The following is a 22992-nucleotide window of genomic DNA, read 5'->3' on the forward strand; positions in this document are numbered from 1 at the left end:
CCTAGTCATAGCAATCGTTAATTAAGAGTTTGTCTTCATAATTTCCCCAAGCTCCTATTTCCCCAGGTAAACAAACATCAAGCAATGCTCCAAACTCCTACCAACTGGTCTAACCTGCTGCAACAAATCCTCGACAGACAATCATTATCCCGTGAGCAAGCCTCCCAGCTAATGCAGGGGTGGCTAAATGAGGACATTCCGCCTGTTTTATCCGGGGCGATTCTGGCGGCGATTCAGGCAAAAGGAGTCTCGGCATCCGAATTGGTAGGAATGGCTCAAGTGTTGCAGGATCAATCCTTACAGCAGGAAGCCCTTGACCATAAAACGCCAGTTATTGATACCTGTGGCACAGGTGGCGATGGTGCATCCACCTTTAATATATCGACGGCTGTCGCGTTTGTGGCGGCGGCTGCTGGTGTACGGGTTGCCAAACATGGGAATCGTTCAGCCTCCTCGAAAGTGGGTTCAGCCGATGTTTTAGAGGCTTTGGGCGTCAATTTATCTGCCCCACCAGAAAAAGTCCAGTCCGCATTAGATGAGGTGGGCGTTACATTTCTTTTTGCCCGGGGATGGCATCCGGCGATGAAAGCGGTAGCCCCGTTGCGACAAACCCTGAAGGTGCGGACGGTATTTAATCTGTTAGGACCTCTAGTCAATCCATTGCGCCCGACAGGTCAAGTGATTGGTGTATTTGATGCCAATGTAGTATCAACGGTTGCCCATGCTTTAGAGCAAATGGGAATTCAGCAGGGAATTGTCCTACATGGACGAGAAAAACTGGATGAAGCGGGATTGGCTGACGAAACCGACTTGGCGCTGCTATCTGATGGTGAGGTGCGACTGTCTACGCTAAATCCGCAACAGCTTGGTTTGACTTCAGCACCAACAGGGGCGTTGCGTGGCGGCGATGTGGCGGAAAATGTGGACATTTTAACTAATGTTTTACAGGGGAAAGGAACTGCCGCTCAGCAGGATGTGGTGGCGTTAAATACCTCATTAGCGCTGCAAGTGGCTGGGGTTGTGGCGTTGGAGGATCACAAAGCTGGGATTGAACAGGCAAAGGATATCCTGAAAAGTGGGGCGGCTTGGTCAAAATTGGAACAACTTATTCAATTTTTGAAGAATTAGACATTTTTATTCTGTAGGGGAACGGCACTGCCGTACCCTCATCAGTCAACTGGAAGAAGGGAGAGGGAGAGAGTGTCAAATTATGCTACACAAAGTTCAGTGTAAGCGTAAATTGAGGTGTAGCGATCGCGATGAGCCAAATCACGTTCCAGATTGTTAATTATAAAGAATATTCAGCCGCTATTCAAGGGGTGAGACGCTCGGTTTTTCATATTGAACAAGGTGTTGATCCAAGTTTGGATTTGGATGGCAAAGATGAAACCGCAGACCACATCCTAGCCTATATCGAGAATCAGCCGGTGGGAACCGTCAGGGTGAGATATTTGGATCATCAAACGGCTAAAATTGAACGTCTTGCTGTTTTATCAGATTTCCGAGGACAAGGAATCGGTAAGACATTGATGAAAAAAGCTCTAGAAATTGCTGCCAAAAAGCAAATCAATACAGTGGTTATTCATGCTCAAGATTATGTCAAATCTCTTTATCTAAAACTGGGCTTTTTGCCAGAGGGTAAGAGGTTTGAAGAAGCAGGTATTTCTCATGTGAAGATGATAAAATCACTTAGTTATTAGACTTTAATTTGGTGCTGAAGGCATCCCGGCACCCGTGCTGATCAACAATGAATTATGAAATACCAATTACATCAATGGAAAACGGGGAACCGCAAATATCTAGGTATTCTGGGACTAATTTGGCTAGCCAGCGCTTTGTGCGATCGCCTGTGGTTTGCGCTTGATAATTCTGTCCCTGGTTGGGATCAGGCGGATTACTTGACAGGTTCGTTAAATTATTGGCAAGCGTTGCAGCATCCTGAGTGGTTTTCTGGGGAATGGTGGACGAATTTATGGCAACTTTCCTCTAAAATACCACCTTTTACTTATATCGCGACGGCTATTATTCAACATATTTTTGGTCGGGGAACGGATCAAGCTACGCTGGTTCTGTTACTTTTTCATGCTATTCTTATTGGTTCGGTTTATGGCTTGGGTGTCCAACTTTTCAATCGTCGGGTTGGATTATGGGCGGCTGGATTAACGGTGCTTTTACCGGGACTCTATCGATATCGTTTAGAATTTCTTCTCGATTATCCACTGACTGCTGTTGTTACACTTAGTTTCTTTTGTCTCACGGTTTGGCGAGCTCAAAGTTTAAAACCTGTAATTGCTAAACCGCAACCCAATTACCAATCCCTATTCTGGGTAATATTCTTTGGTTTGTCTCTAGGATTAGCGCTAATGGTTAAGCAAACAGCGCTGTTTTTTCTATTTATACCAATTATCTGGGTTATCGTGGGGACTATTCGACGGCGAAACTGGGGGCGCTTGGCTCAGTTAATCGCTGGATTGTTGGTGTCTGTGTTGGTATTTGGTTTCTGGTATCGCACTAACTGGCTACTTATTTTAACTTCTGGGAAACGAGCTACGTTAGATTCTGCGATCGCAGAGGGTGATCCGGCTTTGAATACTCTGGATGCTTGGCTTTATTATGGGAGGATTTTACCTTTTTTGGTGTCGTGGGTTTTGTTGCTTGTGCCGATTGTTGGTTTGATTCTTTATTGGCGTAATAAAGATAGAATGTTGGGTACGGAGGATGTTTTTTCAACGCAGAGGGGCGCAGAGGTTAACGCAGAGGGGCGCAGAGGGTTTCAGGAAAGATATGGGTTGGGTGGGTTAGGTTGCTCTTTCGGTTGGCTGGCTGTGTTTTTGGTGGGGGGTTATCTGTTGTGTTCTCTGAATGTGAATAAGGATGCTCGGTATATTTTGCCGTTGTTACCTGTATTTTCGTTAGTTTTAGCATCGGGTTTGGTTGTATGGCAAGGTGGTTTTGGACAACAGGTTCGCTGGGGGACGGTGGGATTGGCGTCTGTGTTAATGGTGCTGAATTTGTTTCCTTTGGGCGGCGCTTTTTTAACCCACTTTCTTGCGCCGCGTGTTCAACATTTTCCTTATTTGGGAAAACCTGTTCCTCTGGCTCAGGTGATTGATGAAATTATCCAAGTATCTCCTAATTTACAGACAACGTTAGGGGTATTGCCTTCAACTCCTGAAATTAATCAGCACAATTTAAATTATTATGGGGCGTTGCGGGATTTTCAGGTGTATGGGCGTCAGGTGGGAGTACGGGAAAAACAGGTTGAACAGGATGCGCGATCGCTGTCTTGGTTTGTGACAAAAACAGGTGATCAAGGTTCTGTTCCTGAAGCGCAAGCGGCTATGGTGGAGACTGTTGAACAAGGGGGAGAGTTCAAACTTCACAAGTCTTGGGATTTACTTGATGGTAGCATTTTAAAGCTTTATCATCGACATCAGCCATTTTTAAAGGTAGAAAGAATTAACAGTAAACAGTCAATTGTTAGAGCGAATTTAGACCCAATATTCAGATATTTACCAATAAATAAACAACAAAATCAGCCCTTATTCAAAAGCATGTCCTTGAGAGAAGCGAAGGGTCAGAAGCATACCCTTGAAGGACATGAAGGGTCATACATTCGTATTCGTAGGGGAGAAGCATTCGCGCCCAAATGTGTCGGTGTCCTACAAAAGTCCCAGCGCGAATGCTTCGCCCAGACAAATGTCAAACGGTCAAAATCTAAAATTCAATTAAATCGGGTGATTGTGCCAGAAACAACCCCTCCTGGTTTTCCCACACCTGTTACCTATGAATGGACAGGGAATTGGCAACCGTTACAATCGGGAATTGTTTTATTAACTTGGCATTCACTGGAAGGAAAATCTCAATATCAATGGTTACATGATCATGGTATTGCCATGGGAAACTTGTTTCCTAAATCAACAAACAACCGTCAGCTATCAAGAGTTACCAATCCACCACCAAAATACCATGTTATTGAACGAATGGCGATGTTACCTCCAGCAGATATGCCCGCAGGGATGTATACCTTAAAAGCTACTTATTTGAATCGAGAGACGGGGGAAACCTATCCGATATCCGTACCAACGGTTAGGATAAAGATTGACCCAGAAGCGTCTACAACACCTGCACCGGAATTAGATTTAATTACCCAATTTCGGACATTAGCCGCTACTTTGCCAAAGGGTTCTGATTCCCTGGAGGCTATCTTTGAACAAACGGGGCGGATTAATCAGTATGACCCGATTCAGGACTATCTCGTGCAGGCAGATTTGGCGTTAACTCATCGGTTAAAGTTGGAACCGCAACGGCTAGATTTGGCTTATGCTCTAGCTTTATCTAAGGTTTTGCAGGTAGATTCTCAGGGTGCGATCGCGGCATTACAACGAGTCGTTCAGCTTGATTCACAAAATCCTTATGCTCATGCTTATCTTGCTTTCGTTTATTTGTATGAATGGCGGGGTCAAGATGCCCAGAATGCGCTCAAGCCTGCCTTAAGTCTTAATCCAAATATGCCAGAAGTTCAAGCCCTTTCTGGTGTTGCTGCCCTAATGCAAGGAAATTTAGTCAAAACTTGGTATTTTATTGAAAAATTGAGAAATTAGTTATTGGTCATTTGTCATTGGTCATTTGTTATTTAGTCGGGGCGGGTTTAGTTACATCTGGGTGTAACCGAAAAGATAGTAGTGAAACCCACCCCTACACAATTTCCCCATCTCCTTTATTTAATTCGCTCATAATAACCGAGATAAATCAATTCCAGCTTCCCCCCATACTCCTGAATCAAGGTGAGTTGACGCCGATATAATCCACGAAAGGTGTTGGCAAATATTAGGGTAGCGATCGCGACACTCAACCCAGCGACGGTAGAAATTAAGGCTTCACTGATCCCACCTGTCACACCCACGGTGGTTTGACCGCCAATATCGCCAATCTGTAGGGCGGCAAAGGCGTCAATTAATCCTAATATAGTGCCTAAAAGTCCGAGCAGAGGTGAGACACTAATGATGGTCTCAAATGCCGTGTTGAACCGCTTGAGAATCGGTAACTCTCCTTGCAGGGCACTTTCGAGGGCGAGTCGAAATTTCTCTGGAGTGGGACTTTTGAGTTCCAACGCCGCTAGAAAAATTCGTGCGATTGGCAGATCACTATTTTGTTCTAGTTTGAGAAAGGCTTCTGGAGGATTTTGTTGGTACAGGTGCAGCACCTCTCGCATCAGGCGATTCTGGCGCTGGGTGACTCGCCACCAAAAATTTAGCCGCTCTAAAATTAGCGCGATCGCTAAGATAGAAAGCGCTAACAGGGGCAACATGACTACCCCACCCAAGGAAAAGAAGGCGTTCAAGGACATGCAGTTGCTCAAGTATCTGCATTACCCATTGTCATGGAAAAGGGTGAAAAGTTTTGAAGTAAGTAGGGGAGGGTTTCACAATTGTCGTTTCTTTTGTGCCCTGATGTGACTAAACCCGCCCCCTGACACCCATACGTGCCATGGCACGTCTCTACCCATTCAGGAGGGGATGTAACGGCTACGGAGTATTGGGGATGCGATCAATTTGGGCATAACCACTGAATATTAGCTGTTGTCCCTGAGTTTCTAGGCGATTGATTCGCATAGTAACGCCATCAAGATTGAAGCGATCCAGATCCACCATATTGTTCAAAATCTTATCCAGGGCATCGGTCAAGGCTTCAGATTTGCCTCGCAATTCCTCTGGAATAGTATCCGGTTCAAATTTAGAGTCTTTGAAGAGAATCCGCCGCCGCTTTTCTACAGCCAGAGTTGAGGTCATGCTAATCGGCACTAATTCCTGATCGGGAAGGTTTACTTTGGCAAAAAGCTGAATCCGGTTATTGGGAAGCAGCTTGAGTTGCACGTCAGTGAAGGAAATTTGCTGACCCCCAGTGAGATCCTCTAATTCGGGAATGGAAATATTTTCTAAGCGCTTTCTCACCAGTTCGGCTTTAAACGACTGGTTGATATCGGGTTCTGTTAACACGACTTGGGCGATCGCTTGGGTAGGTTGCTTCAGGTGAATCTGACCCTTGAGCACAGAACTGAAGTCCAAGGACACAGCGTCTGTTTCAAAGGACATCTCCTCAGTCCGAAACTCTCTACGGATCACCAAGCCTCGCCCATGCATCTTAAAACTGTCAATGCTACCCTGTAACAGTTTACTGGAGGGATTGCAGCGCACCGAAACCTCGACAGACTCACTGCGAGTAAAGAGGTGGCGAATCGTATTGCTGGCGACGGTATTGAGCATCCGTTCGCCCCAATCTGTACCAGACGGGTTGGTTAAACCGGCAAAGCCACCGAGCATAGTAGTCCTGTTATCCACGCGAGTTGTCTCTTTACATTTGTAACAAAATGTGAAGCCTTCAGCAATCTCACGGTGGGAATATTGATGAATATCCCGAATTTGCGACTAGCATAGACCCAGGGTTGACTTGGGGTCTAGCGATAGGAATAAAATTTCTGAAGTTAATGATTAGTTTTGGCAAAGGTGCAGGATTGATTACACCTGATGCAGTGGGCAACTTTCGACAAAACAGGAAATATTATTCAGACATTACCCCTGAAACTTGAGTCACTCCTGTTATTGTACAGGCGACGGCTATAGATTCAATCATCCGTCGTAACTTTGTTCTGATTAAGGCAATAATGAAATCTTATCAATTATTTTTAAACCGTAGTCTAGGACAGTCAAAGTATTAGGAGGGGAGCATGTCAATCCGGGTGTTTGTCTACGGAACTCTCAAACCTGGGGAAGTCAATTATCTGCGCTACTGTGAGGGAAAAGTGTTAGCCGCCCAACCTGCGATCGCGTTGGGTCAACTGTTCGATTTGCCCCTCGGCTATCCGGCGATGATCCCTGGAAAGAGTCCGGTGCGGGGCTTTTTGCTGACGTTCACTGAGCCAAATATTTTAACCGTCTTGGATAAGCTAGAAGACTACAATCCGCACCGATTCCCAGAGGACAATGAATATTATCGACAACAAGTGACTATTTATGATCTGGCTAACCAATCTTTAGGACCGGCTTGGATTTACCTCATGCAACCTGAGCGAGTGCAGCGTTTAGGGGGTACACTTATTTCTTGCGGTTGGTGGAGTCGCACTTGAATGATGAATTATGAATACCCCATCGTCAGAAAATGGGGCATAAGGGGGAGATGCTTTTGTGTTTTCACAGCCAGCGACAGGAATTTCAGGCTACCTAACCAAATCAAGGGTTGAGTATAGCAGGATCAATAAAATTTTCCGCCGATGCACTTGTCGCCTTGGGGATTTGGATAACTGGACGGTTGACAGCAATCATCAGAGGCTCCGCCGCCTCTTCTGTTAGAGGAGTTTGAGCCAACCGTGGCATAAACTGACTCCCAGGGAGAATTCCGGAAAAGGCACTGACAAACATTGCCGCGATCGCAGCACCACCCCAAACCATCGTGTTCCGCATCCGGCGGCGATCAATGCGGGTAAACACCTGATTCACCGTCTCTTGAGCGGTTACCTGATTTGCCGGTACGGGAAGCTGGTGCAACCCTTGGCGTAGCTTCATCAGTCGAGCATACAAGTGCTGGCTATTGGCATCCCTTGCCAGCCACTCTTGCACTTGATAGCGCTCAGCTGCTGTGACCTCACCATCAATATAGGCGCTGATGAGTTCAAAGCGATCGCGCTGTAGACTATCCATTTCTCTGGCAGTTTCTTGCCCTGAACCGTTATGAGCATCAAAATTAGAGTTCATTTTAGATCACCACCGAGTCTTCACAAGCGCTCAATTAGGGTACCGTTATAGTCTGTAGCATCCTCCCACACTGACTCTAGCCGAGAGAGGGTGTGGGCTTCCTTTGTCGTAATCTTGCAATTACGCTTAGAGGCATTTTATAGTGAGGAGATGCAAGCACCCCACTTTTAAAGTTGATCGGGTTGTCAGGTTTGGCTTTTACCGATAACTTGCCAGCTTTTGCAGCGTGACAAATAGTAGTTAAAAGTTGACCTTAGCCAGTGTAACGCAAGACTGGGGTTAACTAGTACACCCTTCATGGGATTGGGAGCAAGCATTTGGGACTACTTTACCCAAGATGTTATATATCCCATCATAGAATGAACCAAGGTTTAGGGGAACAGTTTCCCCATTATAATCTCGAGACAATTAAGCCTCTAGATAGGGTTGCAGTTGAGATTGTAGTCTTGAGCGGGCACGAGCGATACGCGACTTGACGGTTCCCAGGGATACGCCTGTAATTTCGGCAATTTCTTCATAAGCCATCCCTTCAATTTCTCGCAAGACAATAGTCGTGCGGAATGCTTCAGGTAAGTCTTTGATAGCTTCTCGTAGCTGGGCGTAAAATTCCCGCGTTGCCATATTGTCTTCCGGACTTGGCCCATCAGCAGCAATTTCCCAATCCATCTCACCATCATTCATCTGACGCGGTGCATCCAGTGACAATGGCGGAGCTACCCGTTTGCGTTTACGCAGCTCATCATAGAAAAGATTGGTCGCGATCCGGCTCAACCAGCCCTTAAATTTGACGGGTTCATTGAGGCGCTTAATATTCCGGTAAACTCTAATCCAAACTTCTTGCGCCAAGTCGGGTCTGTCCTGCCAATCTGGAGCAAGATGGTATAAAATCTTCTCCACATGGGACTGATATCGGCGCAGCAGTTCAGCAAAAGCAGCCCGGTCAGGAGTAATACCGTCCTGACAGCGCAAAATTAAATCGTAGTTCGAGAGTTTGTCAGGTTGCACCGTCACATTATTGGGTGTGACCTCAACCGGTGACCAGGATAGAGAAATCGATTGGCTCATGGATGGAATGGGTGCTAGAACATCCTTACTCTCCACAGACGCCTGACTTCACGTAGAGTTCCCGCTCAGATTAGCAAAGGCTTGGTTGGGGTGAATAAACTAACTTTTAATTATCTCTATTCAAACCTACCAAGTACATCCTCCAAACGGGTAGTGTTTCCCGTCAAGTCCTACTGTGGCATCTGGAAAAGCCTATCATCATTCTTCTAGAGGAAAGACATCCTATCCGGAAAAAAGGGTTTTGCGGTTTTTCCTGTCAAGTTTAAAGTGGTTTTGATAGGTTAGACTTGTCCCGGTGTGATACCCTCCTAAGTAATTATGGGCGGAACCTTCTCACTCAAAACTAGCTTGATGCTGCTTTGCTTTGGAGCAGCAGGATTATTATTGTCAGTGGCGTGGCAACAAAGTCAATCGATACCACTCCCCTCTGAGATTGCCCAATCGGTTCAGAGGACATTTCTGGATGGAGAGGATGAGAGCGACTTAGATTCGCCCCAGCTATCAGGGAAGTACGGTGAATGGATGAGAAAGCGAATGACGCTTGATTGGGGATGGGGAGTAGATGCGCCTGTTCCCTTAGCCGGATTAATTCTACCTCATCCAGGTTCTTCTGAGGGAAACGCGATCGCACAAGCATTACCCCTGACTCCCCATCTGAACCAGGCAATAGCCGCTCTGAATGTACGCTTAGTGGTGGATTTGAGTGATGCCAAGGTGTATAGTTACTGGGGGGAGCAAGAACTCGCTAGCTATCCGGTTGCTGTGGGTCAACCGGGTTGGGAAACACCGAAAGGTAGCTTCAAGGTTCTCCGCAAGCAGCGTAATCCCATCTGGCGACAACCCATCACTGGTGATTTAATCCCGACAGGACCGGATAATCCCTTAGGCGATCGCTGGATTGGATTTTGGTCTGACGAACAGCATCAGATTGGCTTTCATGGCACTAATGATGAAGATCTCGTGGGTAAGCCAATTTCTCACGGCTGCTTACGGATGCGAAATACTGATATTCAGGCATTGTACGAACAAATTCAAGTCGGAACACCTGTCTTGGTGCGGAAATGATTCGTCATTGGTCATTGGTCATTCGTTAGGGAACGGATTGACATCCTCCCCCTGCTAAGAGACGTAGCCTGCTACGTCTGGAACATTGCTTCCCTGCGTCTCTATTAACTTTTGAGATCAGATTTGGGTTCAAAGTTGGGGGCGTAATCTTGGAGTAAGGAACTCACCTGCTGGAACAAATCTTTGCCGCTACTTCTACGAATCGCTTGGCGTTCAGAGCCAAAATCAGGTCGATGCAGATTTTGTGTGATCGCGGTATTAACTTGCTGAGTAATCAACTCTTGAAGTTCTTCTTTGGCTCGTTGACGTTGGTATTTTGCCCCTTCTTCTGTCGTAGCATACAGAGGGGGGAGTCGATTCAGAGCATAGGCGGCGATATCACCCACATCCAGCACTTGGTCAGTGGTTGCTTCAATTTCCGCCACTTGCGCGATCGCTTCGGTGAGTACCAACTCCTCCATCACGTTAATAAACTGCTTGCGAGGAACGGCGACAACTTCACCCGTCAACAGCGCTCCCATCAGGCGATCCAACGCCATATATTCTTCGATCGAAAGCTCTGATGCTGTATCACAAATACGTCCAACCTCAGTTTCCATGACTGGGGTTAAGTAACCATCTTGCAGAGCTTGTTCTACGATTTTTTCAATACTCATGGTAGTTGGATTGTGTTGCCCATTAGTAGCCCGAATCAAAGGGAGACTTACCAGAGTTTACCTTAAACAAAACCTATAAGTGCATAAGATGCCCAAAAATTTCAAGAAAACTTAAACACTGTTTTATTCGATACCTTCAAATCTCCAGGGAACTGGATCTACGGCAATGCCATGAACATACAGTCCCCAGTGCAAATGCGGTCCGGTAGAAGCCCCTGTTGATCCCACTGTACCAATTCTTTGACCAGCTTGGACAAAATCTCCTTGTTGAACGTCGATCTGATTGAGGTGCAGCATAATACTCAATACTCCTTGACCATGGTCAATTCCTACTGTATTGCCATGCACCTGAAACCCCTCGGATTCTCGTCCCACTAACGCCACTCGTCCGGCTGCGGGTGCAACGACAGGCGAACCTGTCCCGGCGGCGTAGTCAACACCTCTATGATAATAGTCCTCAGCGAATACTCCATTATAATAACGACGCACGCCAAACACCGTAGACACTCGACCCGCGTTAGGTTTAAGCAAAGGTCCATTCCAGAACTTTTGGGGCGTCACCAATGTTTTAAACTCAGCCACCCGATTGAGTTCTAGTTCGGTGGCGGATCGGTTGGCGCTACCTGATAGTCGGATGCGTTGGGTAGGAAAGGAACGATTTCTCAGGGATACAGCCAGGTTCCTCACCTCACCATCCCCAGTCACCTGAACTTGCAGACTTCCAGGTTTATCCAGAGGACTGGTTGGGAGTAAGGCGCGATAGCGATTAGCGGCGACAGGAAAGGTGGGATAGGTTTTTTGCCCGATGGACACCATTGGCGGTTGAGTCGTGGTTTGAGTGTCAATCATCACAGACAGCGTATCCCCTAACTGTGGACTTTCTGGGGTTACTCGCACTTGCAGCGCGATCGCAGCTTGACTCTTGATCACCAAAACTGTTGCTATACCTACAGTTAGCGCTGTAGTCCACCGTCCTTTGATTCCCCATGGTAAGGTAAGGAAATCTCGTGGAGTGACTAGAGGCGGTTGACTGGGAATTCCTGAACTCTGGGTGTTGAGTCTGGCTTTTTCAATGTCTTCAGAGTGTTTTGAAAGGGCGCTCATCAGAATCTACAAATGATTAACTACATTAGTCCTAGAGCATGTTTTTTAACACAGAATGTTGCCAGAGTTAACAAAATGTTGGAAATCTTAAGAAAATTTGTATCCTAGAAGGATATAGCACTTTAATTTTTATAACGCACCAGTGCAAGAAGACTTCCGACTGATTATCGACTTCGTATCTGTTCTGGCGTCAGCAGCGGCTGGCGGACTCTTGGCATCCTCATGCCGTCAACCCCCACTCTTGGGCTATATCGTCGGGGGGATGATTGTCGGTCCTGCGGGTTTGGGTCTGATTAAAGAGGTCATCCAAATTGAAACCCTGGCTCAGTTTGGTGTGGCATTTTTGCTCTTTGCCCTAGGGGTGGAGTTTTCCCTGGCGGAACTGAAAAAAGTGCAAAAGATTGCCTTAGGTGGTGGTGGACTCCAGATCGTCCTGACTATCTTAGTCACCACATTAGTCTCTCTGGGTATGGGTTGGGTCACGTCTCCCGCCCAAGGTGTGTTTTTGGGAGGAATTTTGTCGTTGTCGTCCACGGCGGTGGTTCTCAAATGCTTGATGGAACGCAACGAAACCGAAACCCCCCACGGGCAAGTGATGCTAGGTATTTTGGTGGTGCAAGACTTGGCATTGGGGTTAATGTTGGCGGTACTCCCGGCTTTAGACCAACCCAGTGAAGTGGTTGGCATAGCCGTGGGACTTGCCCTATTAAAAATTGGTCTATTTGCAGCCGGTGCCATTGCTGTGGGGATATGGTTGATTCCTCCGTTATTACGATTCCTTGCCCGTACCGAAAGCCGAGAGTTATTTTTACTCGGAGTTGTGGGTTTATGTATGGGAATTGCCCTGTTGACGGAAGAGTTGGGACTTTCGATTGAAATGGGGGCGTTTGTCGCGGGGTTAATGATTTCCGAGGTGGAATATGCCGATCAAACCCTAACTTATGTCGAACCTCTGCGGGATGTCTTTGCTGCCCTATTTTTTGCGGCGATTGGGATGCTAATTGATCCTATTTTCCTGTGGAATAACCTGGAATTAATTTTGGGATTGGTCTTGCTGGTTTCGGTGGGTAAGTCTTTAATTATAACACCAATCGTTAAACTATTTGGCTATCCCTTAAAAACGGCAATTCTGGCAGGTCTAGGGTTAGCTCAAATTGGGGAATTTTCCTTTGTGTTAGCTAGTGAAGGGCAAACCTTGGGACTGGTTTCTCGCTCGGTGTATCTTTTAATTTTAGGAACAACGGCGGTGACGTTAATTGTGACACCGTTTCTGTTACGATTAACACCCTTAGCATTGAACTGGTTAGAAAATTTCCCGCCCTTAAAACGGTATTTTGAACCAATGGATGCTCCCAAAGACGTATCCGTGAATAGCCAACAGCTAAAAGACCATGTGGTGATTTGTGGGTATGGGCGCAGCGGTAGCAATTTAGTGCGACTGATGCAGGAACATAATTATCCGATTTTGGTGGTTGAGCAGTCAGAGCAGGTGATTGGGCAATTACGAGACGCGGGAATTCCTTATGTTTACGGCAATGCGGCTAGTTTACATGTTTTGGATAAAGCTGGGGTAGAACGGGCAAAATCCATGGTGATTGTTTTGTCTGATGCCATGAGTAGTCGGTTATGTTTAAAGCGATCGCTAGAATTAAACCCGAATTTAGATATCGTAGTACGAGCGAATAAGGATCGGGATATCGAACTTTTGTACCAACTGGGGGCGCGAGAGGTGGTGCAACCAGAGTTTGAGGCGTCTTTGGAGTTAGCAACGCATTTGATGTCAGGAATTGGTGTACCCAATTGGGTAATTCAGCAGGAAATGGAAAAAATTCGCAGTTCCCATTATCTGGATTTGCGCCCGGAACAACCTCAGTCTCAAATTGCCCGAGATTTGCGGGCAGCGGCTGAGATGATGAATAGTAAGTGGTATGACTTGCCAGAGGATTCTCCGCTGACGGGTATGACGTTAGAACAAGCCGATATTCGCCGTTTGACTGGGGTTAGCTTGGTGGCGATTCGTCGGGTTGAAGGTGAGGAAATCGATTATCCCGATTCTGGGGTGAGTTTGGAGGAAGGCGATCGCCTTTTGGCGGTGGGTGAACCCGATGAACTGTCTGCGTTTAAGAAATTGGCAAAGGGAGAAATGACAAATCCTGCCACCAGCAGTCCCTGTCAGTGGGTGTTGATACCTCCAGAAAGCCCCGCCCATGGCAAAACCCTGTCCCAACTCCATTGGCGGCGTCAATATGGGATTCAGGTGCAAGCAATCCGCCGAGAAGGGAGGTTTATCCCTTTTCCCGATGGGAATGCCGAAATCCAAGAGCAAGATCACCTATTATTGTGTGGCGGAAGTTATCCGCTAAATCAATTACAGGACTGGTTAACGCCACTCCCTGATAGTAGTGTCGCTGATGTCCCGGTTCATCAACAAATTCATGATGTTAGCTGATTCTGACTATTCGGCAAATTCAAAGGGATTTTCAGCACCCTCTGCCGTTTGGGAACTCGCTACGGCAGACTCTTGGCGTACTTGGAGGGATCGATTTACGCCACCGCCTCCCTTAGGCTTGATATAGGCGATCGCATGTTGCCAGATAATAATCGGCTGCTCCTGTTCATCCATAAGACAGATGCAGGATTGATCTTGCCAGCGCAGTCTGCCCATGAAGACTTCATTCGTCATGAGTTTGAGTTCAACCTCTTGGGCGTCTCGAATCAAGCTTTGAACTTGACGAACACTAGGTAGATTGGTGGACAATTCACTCATAATTAGATGGTTAAGCTGGAGACGATAATGGCAATCGAATTTACAAAGTACCACGGTTTAGGGAATGACTTCATTCTGATTGATAATCGGTCAAAGCCAGATCCGCTAATCACTTCAGAGCAAGCCGTGCAGTGGTGCGATCGCAACTTTGGCATCGGTGCTGATGGTGTGATTTTTGCCCTACCAGGACTTGAGGGTACTGACTATAGTATGCGGATTTTCAACGCGGATGGCTCAGAACCGGAAATGTGTGGCAATGGGATTCGTTGTTTAGCTCAGTTTTTAGCCGATTTACAGGGAGTCACGGGTTCAACGGAGTACCGGATTCATACTTTAGCTGGGGTGATTACGCCAAAACTGGAAGGGAATGGCAAAGTTAGGGTGAATATGGGTATGCCTCAGCTTTTGGCATCTCAAATCCCGACAACCTTGGCTCAAGCTGATCAAAAGGTGATTGATGTTCCCTTAGACGTCGGGGGGAAGGTTTGGCAGGTCACTTGTGTGAGCATGGGCAATCCTCACTGTATTACGTTTGTGGAAGACGTGACGGCTATTCCTTTGGAAAGTATTGGTCCGAAGTTCGAGCATCATTCAGCGTTTCCGAAACGGACAAATACCGAATTTATTCAAATTGTGCGCCCAGATTATATCAAGATGCGCGTATGGGAACGGGGGGCTGGAGCTACCTTGGCTTGTGGTACGGGGGCTTGTGCGGCGGTGGTTGCTGGGGTATTGACTGGAAAGTGCGATCGCGCCTGCACAGTGGAACTTCCTGGGGGGTGTTTGGATATTGAATGGTCCGAAGTTGATCAACGCATTTACATGAGAGGACCCGCGCAGCGAGTGTTTACGGGTACGATGGCGTGATTGCTGGCGCTATTGCGGCGGGCATGGAAATACTTGAGCCGCTTCGTAGATACGATGAGGGAGCATGTAGAGACGTGCCATGGCACGTCTGGGAGCTGGGGGAGATGTTAGCTGTTGGCGTTATTTCTGCCTTCTTGCACTAGATTTCCAACTACACTCAGTCTGGGCGGGTTTAGTTACATCTTTTGTGAGGTAAGAAACGGTAATAGTCAAACCCGCCCCTACACAAAATTTAAATTTTGATTCCTCATACTTTTGCAGGTCAAAACATTGTAATCTAGCCCATCGTTCCTGAAAAAAAGGACTAGGTGCAATGGGTTTATACTCAATATTCCAGAGTAATAATTCAGTGAGGCTTAACTGCTTGAAGGCTTCTGTGGTATTAAAGCTAGCAATTTTTTTTCTTTCGCTTTTTGGCATTTGACGACATTTTGCGCCTTCCTGATCAAAAAAATACGCTTCACTATTCAGTTATTCTCTAAATATCCATTAGCCGGAAAGTAGGAGTATACTCAACATAGATTGATTTTAATCTATTTTAGACTTAATCCTTAGTCCCCTAATGACCAGTCACCGGGAACGACTATTATTCAGCAAACATGAGTGTTCTTTGCCCTCAATTACACCAGCGACTCGCCACCCCTCTGAAAATTGGTTCGTTTGAAGTAAAAAGTCGCGTTCTCCAATCCCCTCTCTCTGGTGTCACGGATTTGGTATTCCGTCGCCTAGTGCGCCGCTATGCGCCGGAGTCGATGATGTATACGGAAATGGTACATGCAGCAGGATTGCATCATGTCAAGGGTTTATCTAAAATAATGGATGTTGATCCGAATGAAAAGCCGATTAGTATTCAGTTATTTGACTGTCGCCCCGATTTCCTGGGAGAAGCCGCCCAGAGAGCCGTAGCCGAAGGTGCGGATACGGTGGATATTAATATGGGATGTCCGGTGAATAAAATTACCAAAAAGGGAGGGGGTTCATCTTTACTGCGAGAACCAGAAACGGCGGTGGCGATTGTACGGGCGGTGGTGGAGGCGGTATCTATCCCGGTTACGGTGAAAACACGGATTGGCTGGAGTGATGATGAAATTAATATCCTCGATTTTGCCAAGCGGATGGAGGATGCGGGGGCGCAAATGCTAACCTTACACGCCCGTACCCGCGCCCAAGGGTATAAGGGTGAGGCGAAGTGGGAGTGGATTGGTAAGGTTAAGCAGGTTCTGTCTATTCCGGTTATTGCTAATGGAGATATTTTATCGGTAGAGTCAGCCGTGAAATGTTTGGAGCAGACGGGGGCGGATGGGGTGATGTGTTCGCGAGGAACGTTGGGGTATCCGTTTTTGGTGGGAGAAATTGACCATTTTCTGAAAACGGGGAAACGACTAACTCCACCGACGACGGCGGAACGGCTAACCTGTGCTAAGCAACACTTACAGGCTTTATGGGAGTATAAAGGCGATCGCGGCATTCAGCAAGCTAGAAAACATTTAGCGTGGTATACTAAGGGTTTTGTGGGAGCCAGCGACTTGCGAGATCAGCTTAGTCGCATTGATACTGTGGAACAGGGGGTGACGTTGATTGACAGTGCGATCGCGAAGTTGTAATCTAGGGATGATGGCAAGCCCAGGTCAGTCCTGTCTCACCGGATAAGGAGACAGGTTTGTTTCCTTATGAACTAATCGTTACTATGGGAGCAGTCGTTAAAGTATTCAAATAACTGCGTCCAGCGATGCCAGTCGCCTCTAAAATGACTAGGTTGATGCTTATGTGTCAGGGTTAGTCAATCGCAGCCAATAATTGTCAAGACGGTTAAAGTGTTTGTGCTAATTTCATGAGTGAAGCCGTCCAAGTTACCTTGGAATTACTCACTGGTCGAGCAAGTGTCGCCTCAGCGAAGTTACATAGTGATGAGCATCGCTGATGGTTTCAATAGGCTAATTTTGTTAGAGATTGAATTGGATGATGATCATCATCCATTAGTTACTGTACGCTAGAAGGAGGATATAATATGACCCAAGTGGTTGTAGGCGAAAATGAAGGAATTGAGTCAGCGCTGCGCCGATTTAAGCGGCAAGTGTCCAAAGCAGGAATTTTTGCAGATATGAAGCGCTTGCGTCACTTTGAGACGCCGATTGAAAAGAAAAAGCGCAAAGCGGTGGCTAGACGGCGTAAGCGGAGAGTCCGCTAAGAGATTTCTCAATTTCTTTTCATGCAAATAGACATCCCCATAGGGGTGTCGCTTTGTCTAGTCGCAAAAACCATAAAATTAACCTCATCCCTACTCGGCTAGCACACTTGGGTAGGGATTCCGCTATTTGCTGAGTTAGCTTAGCGGTTTTTGGCGCTTTCTTCAGCTTCTTTTTTTCTGTTCCCTGCTCCCTTGTTTTATAATAAGCCAACAAAATGGAGAGGTCCTTGACCACTAATTAACTCCAAAACTAAAGCCAGAAAGCCAATCATCGCCAAACGACCATTCCACACTTCAGCCGCCGTTGTCATACCCCATTCCCAACGTTCTTGAGGATACATTTTAACTTTTTTGCTGGGACGTACAACTTCAGCAAATGTTCGTGGCGGCGCGTTTAAAGCGTCTACGACTAAGGTGGCGAGGGATTCAATAAAAACGGGATGGGTATTGAGGGCTGGCACCCGCTGGAAGTTGTGAATCCCGGCTTCTTCTGCGATTTCCCGATACTCAATATCAATTTCTTGGAGGGTTTCAATATGTTCAGAGACAAAGCTAATCGGGACAACGAGCAAGTTTTTGACCCCTTGATTCCCTAACTCTTGTAATGCGTCTTCAGTATAGGGTTGCAGCCATTCCACAGGTCCAACCCGGCTTTGATACGCCAGGGTATGAGAGTTGGGACGGTTGAGTGTCTGCATAATTAGGGCTGTGCAATGCTCAATCTCTTGCTGGTAGGGGTCTCCAGCTTCTGTGACATAGCTACTCGGAACACCATGGGCGCTGAAGAAAATATGAACGGCGTCAGGATCATCAAACCGTTGCAGTTCCACATCAATTAAGTCCGCCATGGCTTGCAGGTAGCCCGGTTCTTGATACCAGGAGGGAATAACCGTGTATTCAATTTGGTTGAGTTTAGCATCATTCTGCCAAAGTTGTTCCAGAAGCCGGAAACTGGAACCACTGGTACTGATGGAAAATTGCGGGTATAGGGGTAAAATAACTAATTGTTCAATGCCATCGCGTTTGGCATAGGCTAGCGCTTCTTGGGTGAAGGGATGCCAGTAACGCATACCTACATAGATATTCGCCTCTTGCCCCTGCTGCTTTAACTTCTCCTGTAAAGCTTGGGCTTGGGCTTCAGTGATGTGCCGCAGAGGGGAACCCCCACCAATTTGGCGGTAATTCTCTTGCGACTTCTTTGCCCGCATTGTCGAGATTAACCAAGCCAGGGGCTTTTGCAGCCAGGAAAAGGGCAGGCGAATAATTTCGGGATCGGCAAATAGATTAAACAGAAAGGGGCGGACATCCTCTAAATTATCCGGTCCACCTAAGTTAAGTAATAATACCCCAACACGACCCATAGCGATCACGGCATTCCAAATATTTCATATTTGTTACTGATTTTAACAATATATGCTGGTAATGGTCTGAGTTTTCCGGAAAAAATCTAGAATCTTGATCCTAGCAGAACCATGGCAACCGTATTAAGACCGTTAAGCTATAAGTATCAGTGGCTGTATGACACCATTTCTCGATTAGCCGCCACAAGCGTGGGTGGAGAACGGCGATTCCACCATCTGCCTTTGCAAGGTTTAACAATTGATTCAGAAACGCAAGTGTTGGACCTGTGCTGTGGCGGGGGTCAGGCTACCCGCTTTCTGGTGGAGTATTCCCAGAATGTCACGGGACTAGATGTTTCACCCTTATCACTGCAACGTGCCGAAAAGAATGTACCTCAAGCCAAGTATGTAGAAGCCTTTGCCGAGGATATGCCGTTTGGCGAGAATCAGTTTGATTTGGTGCATACCAGTGTAGCACTACATGAGATGCCGCCGTCAGTGTTGCAGCAAATTCTCAAGGAAGTGTATCGGGTGCTCAAACCGGGTGGTGTGTTTACGTTGGTGGATTTCCACAAGCCGACTAATGTTTTATTTATACCGGGAGTCGCCCTGTTTCTGTGGTTATTTGAAACGGAAACGGCTTGGCAGTTATTGGAGACGGATTTGGTGGGATTGCTGAAGCAGACAGGGTTTACATCCTGTGAACAGCGTCTGCATGCGGGGGGAAGTTTACAGGTGATTCAGGCAAAAAAGTGAGCATGAAAAGCATGGTTTGTAGGGGCGGGTTTAGGGACTTTCGTTTGGCTATGGATAATAACGTTTGTGCAAAACCCGCCCTGACCTGACCCCAATATAACTAAACCCGCCCCGATCAATTATAATTTTTCCTGGAGTTCAGCGACTTGGGCTTCTAAGTCTTGAATCCGTTCCTTGAGTTCGATGACTAGGGTGGCTAGTCGGTCAAACATTGGATCAGATGATAAGACTCGCGGCGGGGTTCTGGGAGGGACTGATGGTGCTGGCGCTGGTGGGTTGGGACTACGATTTGGGCTGGGAACTTGCCGAGTTAAGGTAGCAAGCTGAGACTCGATGCGGTTGATTTGCGATCGCAACTGGAAATTCTCGGTTTCTAGGCGAGAGAGGCGTGAGGCTAAAGCGGCGGTGGATTGGGCGGAAGTTAAAGGGGGAAAGATAAGAATTCCCACAAGGAATGCTAGGCAGATTATACCAACTTTTTTAAGCATGATTATTTTGGGGTAGTGGTAGAGCGATCGCGAATAAGCTTATCCCACTTTCTATCTTGCCAAATTCGACAACCAAGTATATGTTTCCCTGGGGAATTTGAGATGGACAAGATTGAGATGGGCATAAGCTGATTGATTCAATAAAATAGGATACTCTTGGCGTCGTTTGCGATAGGTTTGCAGCGCCCATAGGAGAATAGAGTCCCGGCTGAATGTGAGTGTCCAAGTTTCGCGATTGCCATTCCAAAGTTCTTCTTGCTGGACAACTCGCCGCCATGTTCGCCGCAGTAATCGTGTCATAATTACTAATAGGCTGTAGTCAAGCCAAATGACTGTATCGGCGCGACTCCAGATAATATCGCGCACTTGGCTATAGTTGCCATCAACAATCCAGCGATCGCACTTAAGAGATTGTTCAACCCGTTGGCGGAATATATTAGTCGGGACTTCTGTCCAATTTGCTTCCCAGTGAAGGGCGTCAAGTTCAATATGGGGAATGGCAAGACGTTGGCAGAGTTGGCGGGCTAGGGTAGTTTTGCCGCAACCTGATGTGCCGATAATGGAGATGCGTTGACTGTGAAACATGACCAAGAAATAATTAGGGTCTGCTGAATAAGTATTGTGGTGGGGGTAGGAAGCAGGGAGAGCAGGGGGAGCAGGGGGAGCAGGGGGAGCAATGGTACATTTTTCTTGATAGCGGTGCAAGGGTATGAAAGGGTTTTACCCTTTTTCCTTGAAGAGGAGCCAATATCAATACTACTCAAAGCATTGATAGGCTAAGGGTTTTGGACTTGTGCAGCAAGCCCTAATTAAACAAGCTGGGCGAATGGAATTCGCAGCTACACAAACAAAGTCCGCGAAGGCGGACTTACAACTTGTAATTTATCGGAAACTAATAGAATCAGGTTTTTACCTATAAACGCAATTTATAACCACTAGGAATGATTTAATTAATCAGTTAGCCATTAACTCCCAAGTAGAAATTATTGATTTCTGTCGATGGTGAATCGGCTGATTTCTGATGTAGTTAGCTACCTGGTCAAGATTATCATGGCTAACACTGAATGCGCCGTAGCTGCCTTGCCATTTAAAGAATTCCCCCGGCTTGATTTCATGGGTAACTAAATGAGAAGAACTTCCTTTAACTTGTTTGATTAAGTCGGAAACCGCTAGAGTAGGGGGAAAACTTATTAATAGATGTACATGATCTTCAATACCGCCCAAGGCAATAACTGTACATTTTAGCTGTTGGCATTCCCCAATAATTGCTGCATAAACTGCCTCTTGAATATCGCTCGTAATCAAAGGCAATCTATCCCAGGTTGCCCAAACACAATGCAGATACAACTGCGTGAAATTAGACCTCATATTTCTTGAACCCGCCCTTTGCTTCGCTCAAGGGTAAAATCCGGTGGGTTTGATACCACATCCGGATTAAGTATCCCCGTTATAACCCAGTCCGCGCAGGCGGACGAAAGTTTGTGTAGAAGCGATTTCAATCGCCCCCTGAACCAAACCATCTGAACCGAATCATCGCCCCCTGAACCGAATCATCTGAACCGAACCATCGCCCTCACGTCGTATACTCGGCATTAATCTTCACATAGTCATAACTCAAATCACAGCCCCACGCTTTACCCGTACCCGGCTCATTGCCAATACTGACCGAAATTAAAACAGTATCCTCTTTCAAATACGCCCCACTTGCGGCATTTTTCAAATAGGCACTCGCTGCATCTCGGTCAAAGGGTAAGGGTTGACCCTTGTCCATTAGCACAAAATCCCCCATCTGAATCCGCAACGCTTCCTGGGAAAAAGGGACACCCGCACGCCCCGCCGCACCTGCAATTCTCCCCCAATTCGGATCACGACCAAATATGGCAGATTTAACCAGGGATGAACCCGCAATTGTCCGGGCAATTTGACGCGCCGCTTGATCATTGGGTGCGCCTGTGACTTGTACTTCCATCAAACACGTCGCCCCTTCTCCATCCCGTGCGATCGCCTTGGCTAAATGTTGGCATACCGCCGTCAGCATCGCTTCTAACTTTTGGGCATGAGGTCCCATTTCCGTAATCGCTGAGGTGCGAGATTGACCATTCGCCAAAGCAATCAGGGTATCGTTGGTACTGGTATCCCCATCGACGGTAATTTGATTAAAGCTTTTATCCGCTGCCCGACTTAACATTTTTTGCCATAAAGGTGTAGAAACCACCGCATCACAGGTAACAAATGCCAGCAGCGTTGCCATATTCGGGTGAATCATCCCTGAACCCTTGGCAATTCCACCAATCCGTACTGGGCGATCGTCAATCGTGGTTTCCAAGGCAATGGATTTTGTCACCAAATCTGTGGTAATAATCGCTTGGGCGGCAGCATCGGAACCCACTTCTGATGCTGATTCCACCAGTTGGGGAATTCCGGCGAGAAGGGTATCCATGGGAATGCGCTTTCCAATCACACCCGTGGAGCCTAATAATATAGACTCCGGAGAAATCTTCAGGGCTTGTGCCAATGCTTCAGCACAGTCCAAAGCATCCTGCCATCCCGCTTCCCCTGTTGCCGCATTTGCTTGACCCGAATTCACTAAAATAGCACGAGCGCTGGCTTTTGAATGTAAACGCTGACGACAATAGGTAACTGGTGCAGCACAAACCTGATTTAGAGTAAAGACTCCGGCTGCGATCGCCTCCACCTCAGACATAATCAATGCCAAATCCGGCAGCCCTGAAGGCTTAAGTCCAGCCACTATTCCAGATGCTCGATATCCTCTCGGTGCTGTGACGCCACCTGTAATTTCCTGCCAATCTGACATGATGCTTCCCCCTTAACCCGTAATAGTAGTTCGAGTAGCGATTATATCAACTCTCAGGGGGTCAGTAATCGATGAATTTCGCCTTTTGTGCTGTAAATCTGTCCTACAGTCTTTGATTGAGCCTTGAGAG

General features: G+C 46.9%; 23 protein-coding genes. 10 read left to right on the top strand and 13 right to left on the bottom strand.

Translation table 11 applies throughout. The features are described 5' to 3' along the window. Nucleotides 1–84 precede the first annotated feature (84 nt). The 3 genes from trpD (at nt 85) to RLO19_RS18610 (ending at nt 4604) form a co-directional block, all read left to right on the top strand. A complete protein-coding gene (trpD, locus tag RLO19_RS18600; protein ID WP_446358793.1) occupies nt 85–1128 on the top strand; it encodes an anthranilate phosphoribosyltransferase in 1044 nt (347 codons plus the stop codon). A 131-nt stretch (nt 1129–1259) separates the two neighbouring features. Further along, a complete protein-coding gene (locus tag RLO19_RS18605) occupies nt 1260–1700 on the top strand; it encodes a GNAT family N-acetyltransferase (protein ID WP_446358795.1) in 441 nt (146 codons plus the stop codon). A 54-nt stretch (nt 1701–1754) separates the two neighbouring features. Further along, nucleotides 1755–4604, top strand: a complete 2850-nt coding sequence (locus RLO19_RS18610; RefSeq protein WP_446358797.1) for a phospholipid carrier-dependent glycosyltransferase — start codon at nt 1755–1757, stop codon at nt 4602–4604. Nucleotides 4605–4720: 116 nt separating this feature from the next. On the opposite strand, the gene RLO19_RS18615 is transcribed toward RLO19_RS18610, so the two are convergent. Together RLO19_RS18615 and RLO19_RS18620 are read right to left on the bottom strand one after the other, a co-directional pair. After that, nucleotides 4721–5350 carry a MotA/TolQ/ExbB proton channel family protein gene (locus tag RLO19_RS18615; protein WP_446358799.1) on the bottom strand — a complete coding sequence of 210 codons (630 nt, stop codon included), beginning with the start codon at nt 5348–5350 and terminating at the stop codon, nt 4721–4723. A gap of 178 nt (nt 5351–5528) precedes the next feature. Further along, a complete protein-coding gene (locus RLO19_RS18620) occupies nt 5529–6323 on the bottom strand; it encodes an LmeA family phospholipid-binding protein (RefSeq protein ID WP_446337705.1) in 795 nt (264 codons plus the stop codon). 404 nt (nt 6324–6727) lie between these two features. On the opposite strand from RLO19_RS18620, the gene RLO19_RS18625 reads away from it, so the two are divergent. Next, entirely contained in the window at nt 6728–7126 is a 399-nt protein-coding gene (locus RLO19_RS18625; protein ID WP_446358801.1) for a gamma-glutamylcyclotransferase family protein, read from the top strand. A gap of 103 nt (nt 7127–7229) precedes the next feature. Here the strand turns inward: RLO19_RS18625 and RLO19_RS18630 are convergent, their stop codons facing one another. Beyond that, entirely contained in the window at nt 7230–7751 is a 522-nt protein-coding gene (locus RLO19_RS18630) for an anti-sigma factor family protein (protein WP_446358803.1), read from the bottom strand. Between the two features lie 408 nt (nt 7752–8159). Further along, nucleotides 8160–8816 (bottom strand): sigma-70 family RNA polymerase sigma factor, encoded by a 657-nt coding sequence (locus RLO19_RS18635; protein ID WP_446336195.1) that lies wholly within the window; start codon nt 8814–8816, stop codon nt 8160–8162. Nucleotides 8817–9134: 318 nt separating this feature from the next. Here RLO19_RS18635 and RLO19_RS18640 point away from each other — a divergent pair, with 318 nt between their 5' ends. Then, the gene (locus tag RLO19_RS18640; protein WP_446358805.1) at nt 9135–9881 is read left to right on the top strand and encodes a L,D-transpeptidase; all 747 of its coding nucleotides are present in this window, start codon (nt 9135–9137) and stop codon (nt 9879–9881) included. Nucleotides 9882–9985: 104 nt separating this feature from the next. Here RLO19_RS18640 and RLO19_RS18645 read toward each other — a convergent pair whose 3' ends face one another. Both RLO19_RS18645 and RLO19_RS18650 read right to left on the bottom strand, forming a co-directional pair. Continuing rightward, entirely contained in the window at nt 9986–10537 is a 552-nt protein-coding gene (locus RLO19_RS18645; protein ID WP_446358807.1) for a late competence development ComFB family protein, read from the bottom strand. A gap of 123 nt (nt 10538–10660) precedes the next feature. After that, nucleotides 10661–11641 carry a M23 family metallopeptidase gene (locus RLO19_RS18650; protein WP_446358809.1) on the bottom strand — a complete coding sequence of 327 codons (981 nt, stop codon included), beginning with the start codon at nt 11639–11641 and terminating at the stop codon, nt 10661–10663. 142 nt (nt 11642–11783) lie between these two features. Between RLO19_RS18650 and RLO19_RS18655 the strand changes: the two genes are divergently transcribed. Beyond that, the gene (locus RLO19_RS18655; RefSeq protein ID WP_446358811.1) at nt 11784–14090 is read left to right on the top strand and encodes a cation:proton antiporter domain-containing protein; all 2307 of its coding nucleotides are present in this window, start codon (nt 11784–11786) and stop codon (nt 14088–14090) included. A gap of 6 nt (nt 14091–14096) precedes the next feature. On the opposite strand, the gene RLO19_RS18660 is transcribed toward RLO19_RS18655, so the two are convergent. Continuing rightward, on the bottom strand, nt 14097–14408 hold the full coding sequence (locus RLO19_RS18660) for an Hfq-related RNA-binding protein (RefSeq protein WP_446358813.1): 312 nt from the start codon (nt 14406–14408) through the stop codon (nt 14097–14099). Between the two features lie 27 nt (nt 14409–14435). Here RLO19_RS18660 and dapF point away from each other — a divergent pair, with 27 nt between their 5' ends. Next, the gene (gene dapF / locus RLO19_RS18665) at nt 14436–15275 is read left to right on the top strand and encodes a diaminopimelate epimerase (RefSeq protein WP_446358814.1); all 840 of its coding nucleotides are present in this window, start codon (nt 14436–14438) and stop codon (nt 15273–15275) included. A 120-nt stretch (nt 15276–15395) separates the two neighbouring features. Here dapF and RLO19_RS18670 read toward each other — a convergent pair whose 3' ends face one another. Further along, on the bottom strand, nt 15396–15695 hold the full coding sequence (locus RLO19_RS18670) for a hypothetical protein (protein WP_446358815.1): 300 nt from the start codon (nt 15693–15695) through the stop codon (nt 15396–15398). Nucleotides 15696–15874: 179 nt separating this feature from the next. On the opposite strand from RLO19_RS18670, the gene dusB reads away from it, so the two are divergent. After that, the gene (gene dusB / locus RLO19_RS18675) at nt 15875–16879 is read left to right on the top strand and encodes a tRNA dihydrouridine synthase DusB (RefSeq protein WP_446358817.1); all 1005 of its coding nucleotides are present in this window, start codon (nt 15875–15877) and stop codon (nt 16877–16879) included. A 404-nt stretch (nt 16880–17283) separates the two neighbouring features. Further along, complete coding sequence (gene rpsU / locus RLO19_RS18680; protein ID WP_006098158.1) at nt 17284–17463, top strand: 30S ribosomal protein S21; 180 nt, start codon at nt 17284–17286, stop codon at nt 17461–17463. Nucleotides 17464–17660: 197 nt separating this feature from the next. Here rpsU and hemH read toward each other — a convergent pair whose 3' ends face one another. Beyond that, a complete protein-coding gene (gene hemH, locus RLO19_RS18685; protein WP_446358819.1) occupies nt 17661–18824 on the bottom strand; it encodes a ferrochelatase in 1164 nt (387 codons plus the stop codon). Between the two features lie 111 nt (nt 18825–18935). On the opposite strand from hemH, the gene RLO19_RS18690 reads away from it, so the two are divergent. Continuing rightward, a complete protein-coding gene (locus tag RLO19_RS18690) occupies nt 18936–19559 on the top strand; it encodes a class I SAM-dependent methyltransferase (RefSeq protein ID WP_446358821.1) in 624 nt (207 codons plus the stop codon). 119 nt (nt 19560–19678) lie between these two features. Here RLO19_RS18690 and RLO19_RS18695 read toward each other — a convergent pair whose 3' ends face one another. The 4 genes from RLO19_RS18695 to argJ form a co-directional block, all read right to left on the bottom strand. Continuing rightward, nucleotides 19679–20047: a hypothetical protein gene (locus RLO19_RS18695; protein WP_446358823.1), complete on the bottom strand. Its 369-nt coding sequence runs from the start codon at nt 20045–20047 to the stop codon at nt 19679–19681. A 51-nt stretch (nt 20048–20098) separates the two neighbouring features. Next, nucleotides 20099–20632, bottom strand: coding sequence for an AAA family ATPase (locus RLO19_RS18700; protein WP_446358825.1), 534 nt, complete (start codon nt 20630–20632; stop codon nt 20099–20101). 369 nt (nt 20633–21001) lie between these two features. Then, on the bottom strand, nt 21002–21415 hold the full coding sequence (tnpA, locus tag RLO19_RS18705; RefSeq protein ID WP_446358827.1) for an IS200/IS605 family transposase: 414 nt from the start codon (nt 21413–21415) through the stop codon (nt 21002–21004). Between the two features lie 205 nt (nt 21416–21620). Continuing rightward, a complete protein-coding gene (gene argJ / locus RLO19_RS18710) occupies nt 21621–22862 on the bottom strand; it encodes a bifunctional ornithine acetyltransferase/N-acetylglutamate synthase (RefSeq protein ID WP_446358829.1) in 1242 nt (413 codons plus the stop codon). Nucleotides 22863–22992: the final 130 nt, after the last annotated feature.

The sequence above is a fragment of the Coleofasciculus sp. G2-EDA-02 genome (assembly GCF_040226375.1).
Taxonomy (GTDB): domain Bacteria; phylum Cyanobacteriota; class Cyanobacteriia; order Cyanobacteriales; family Coleofasciculaceae; genus Coleofasciculus.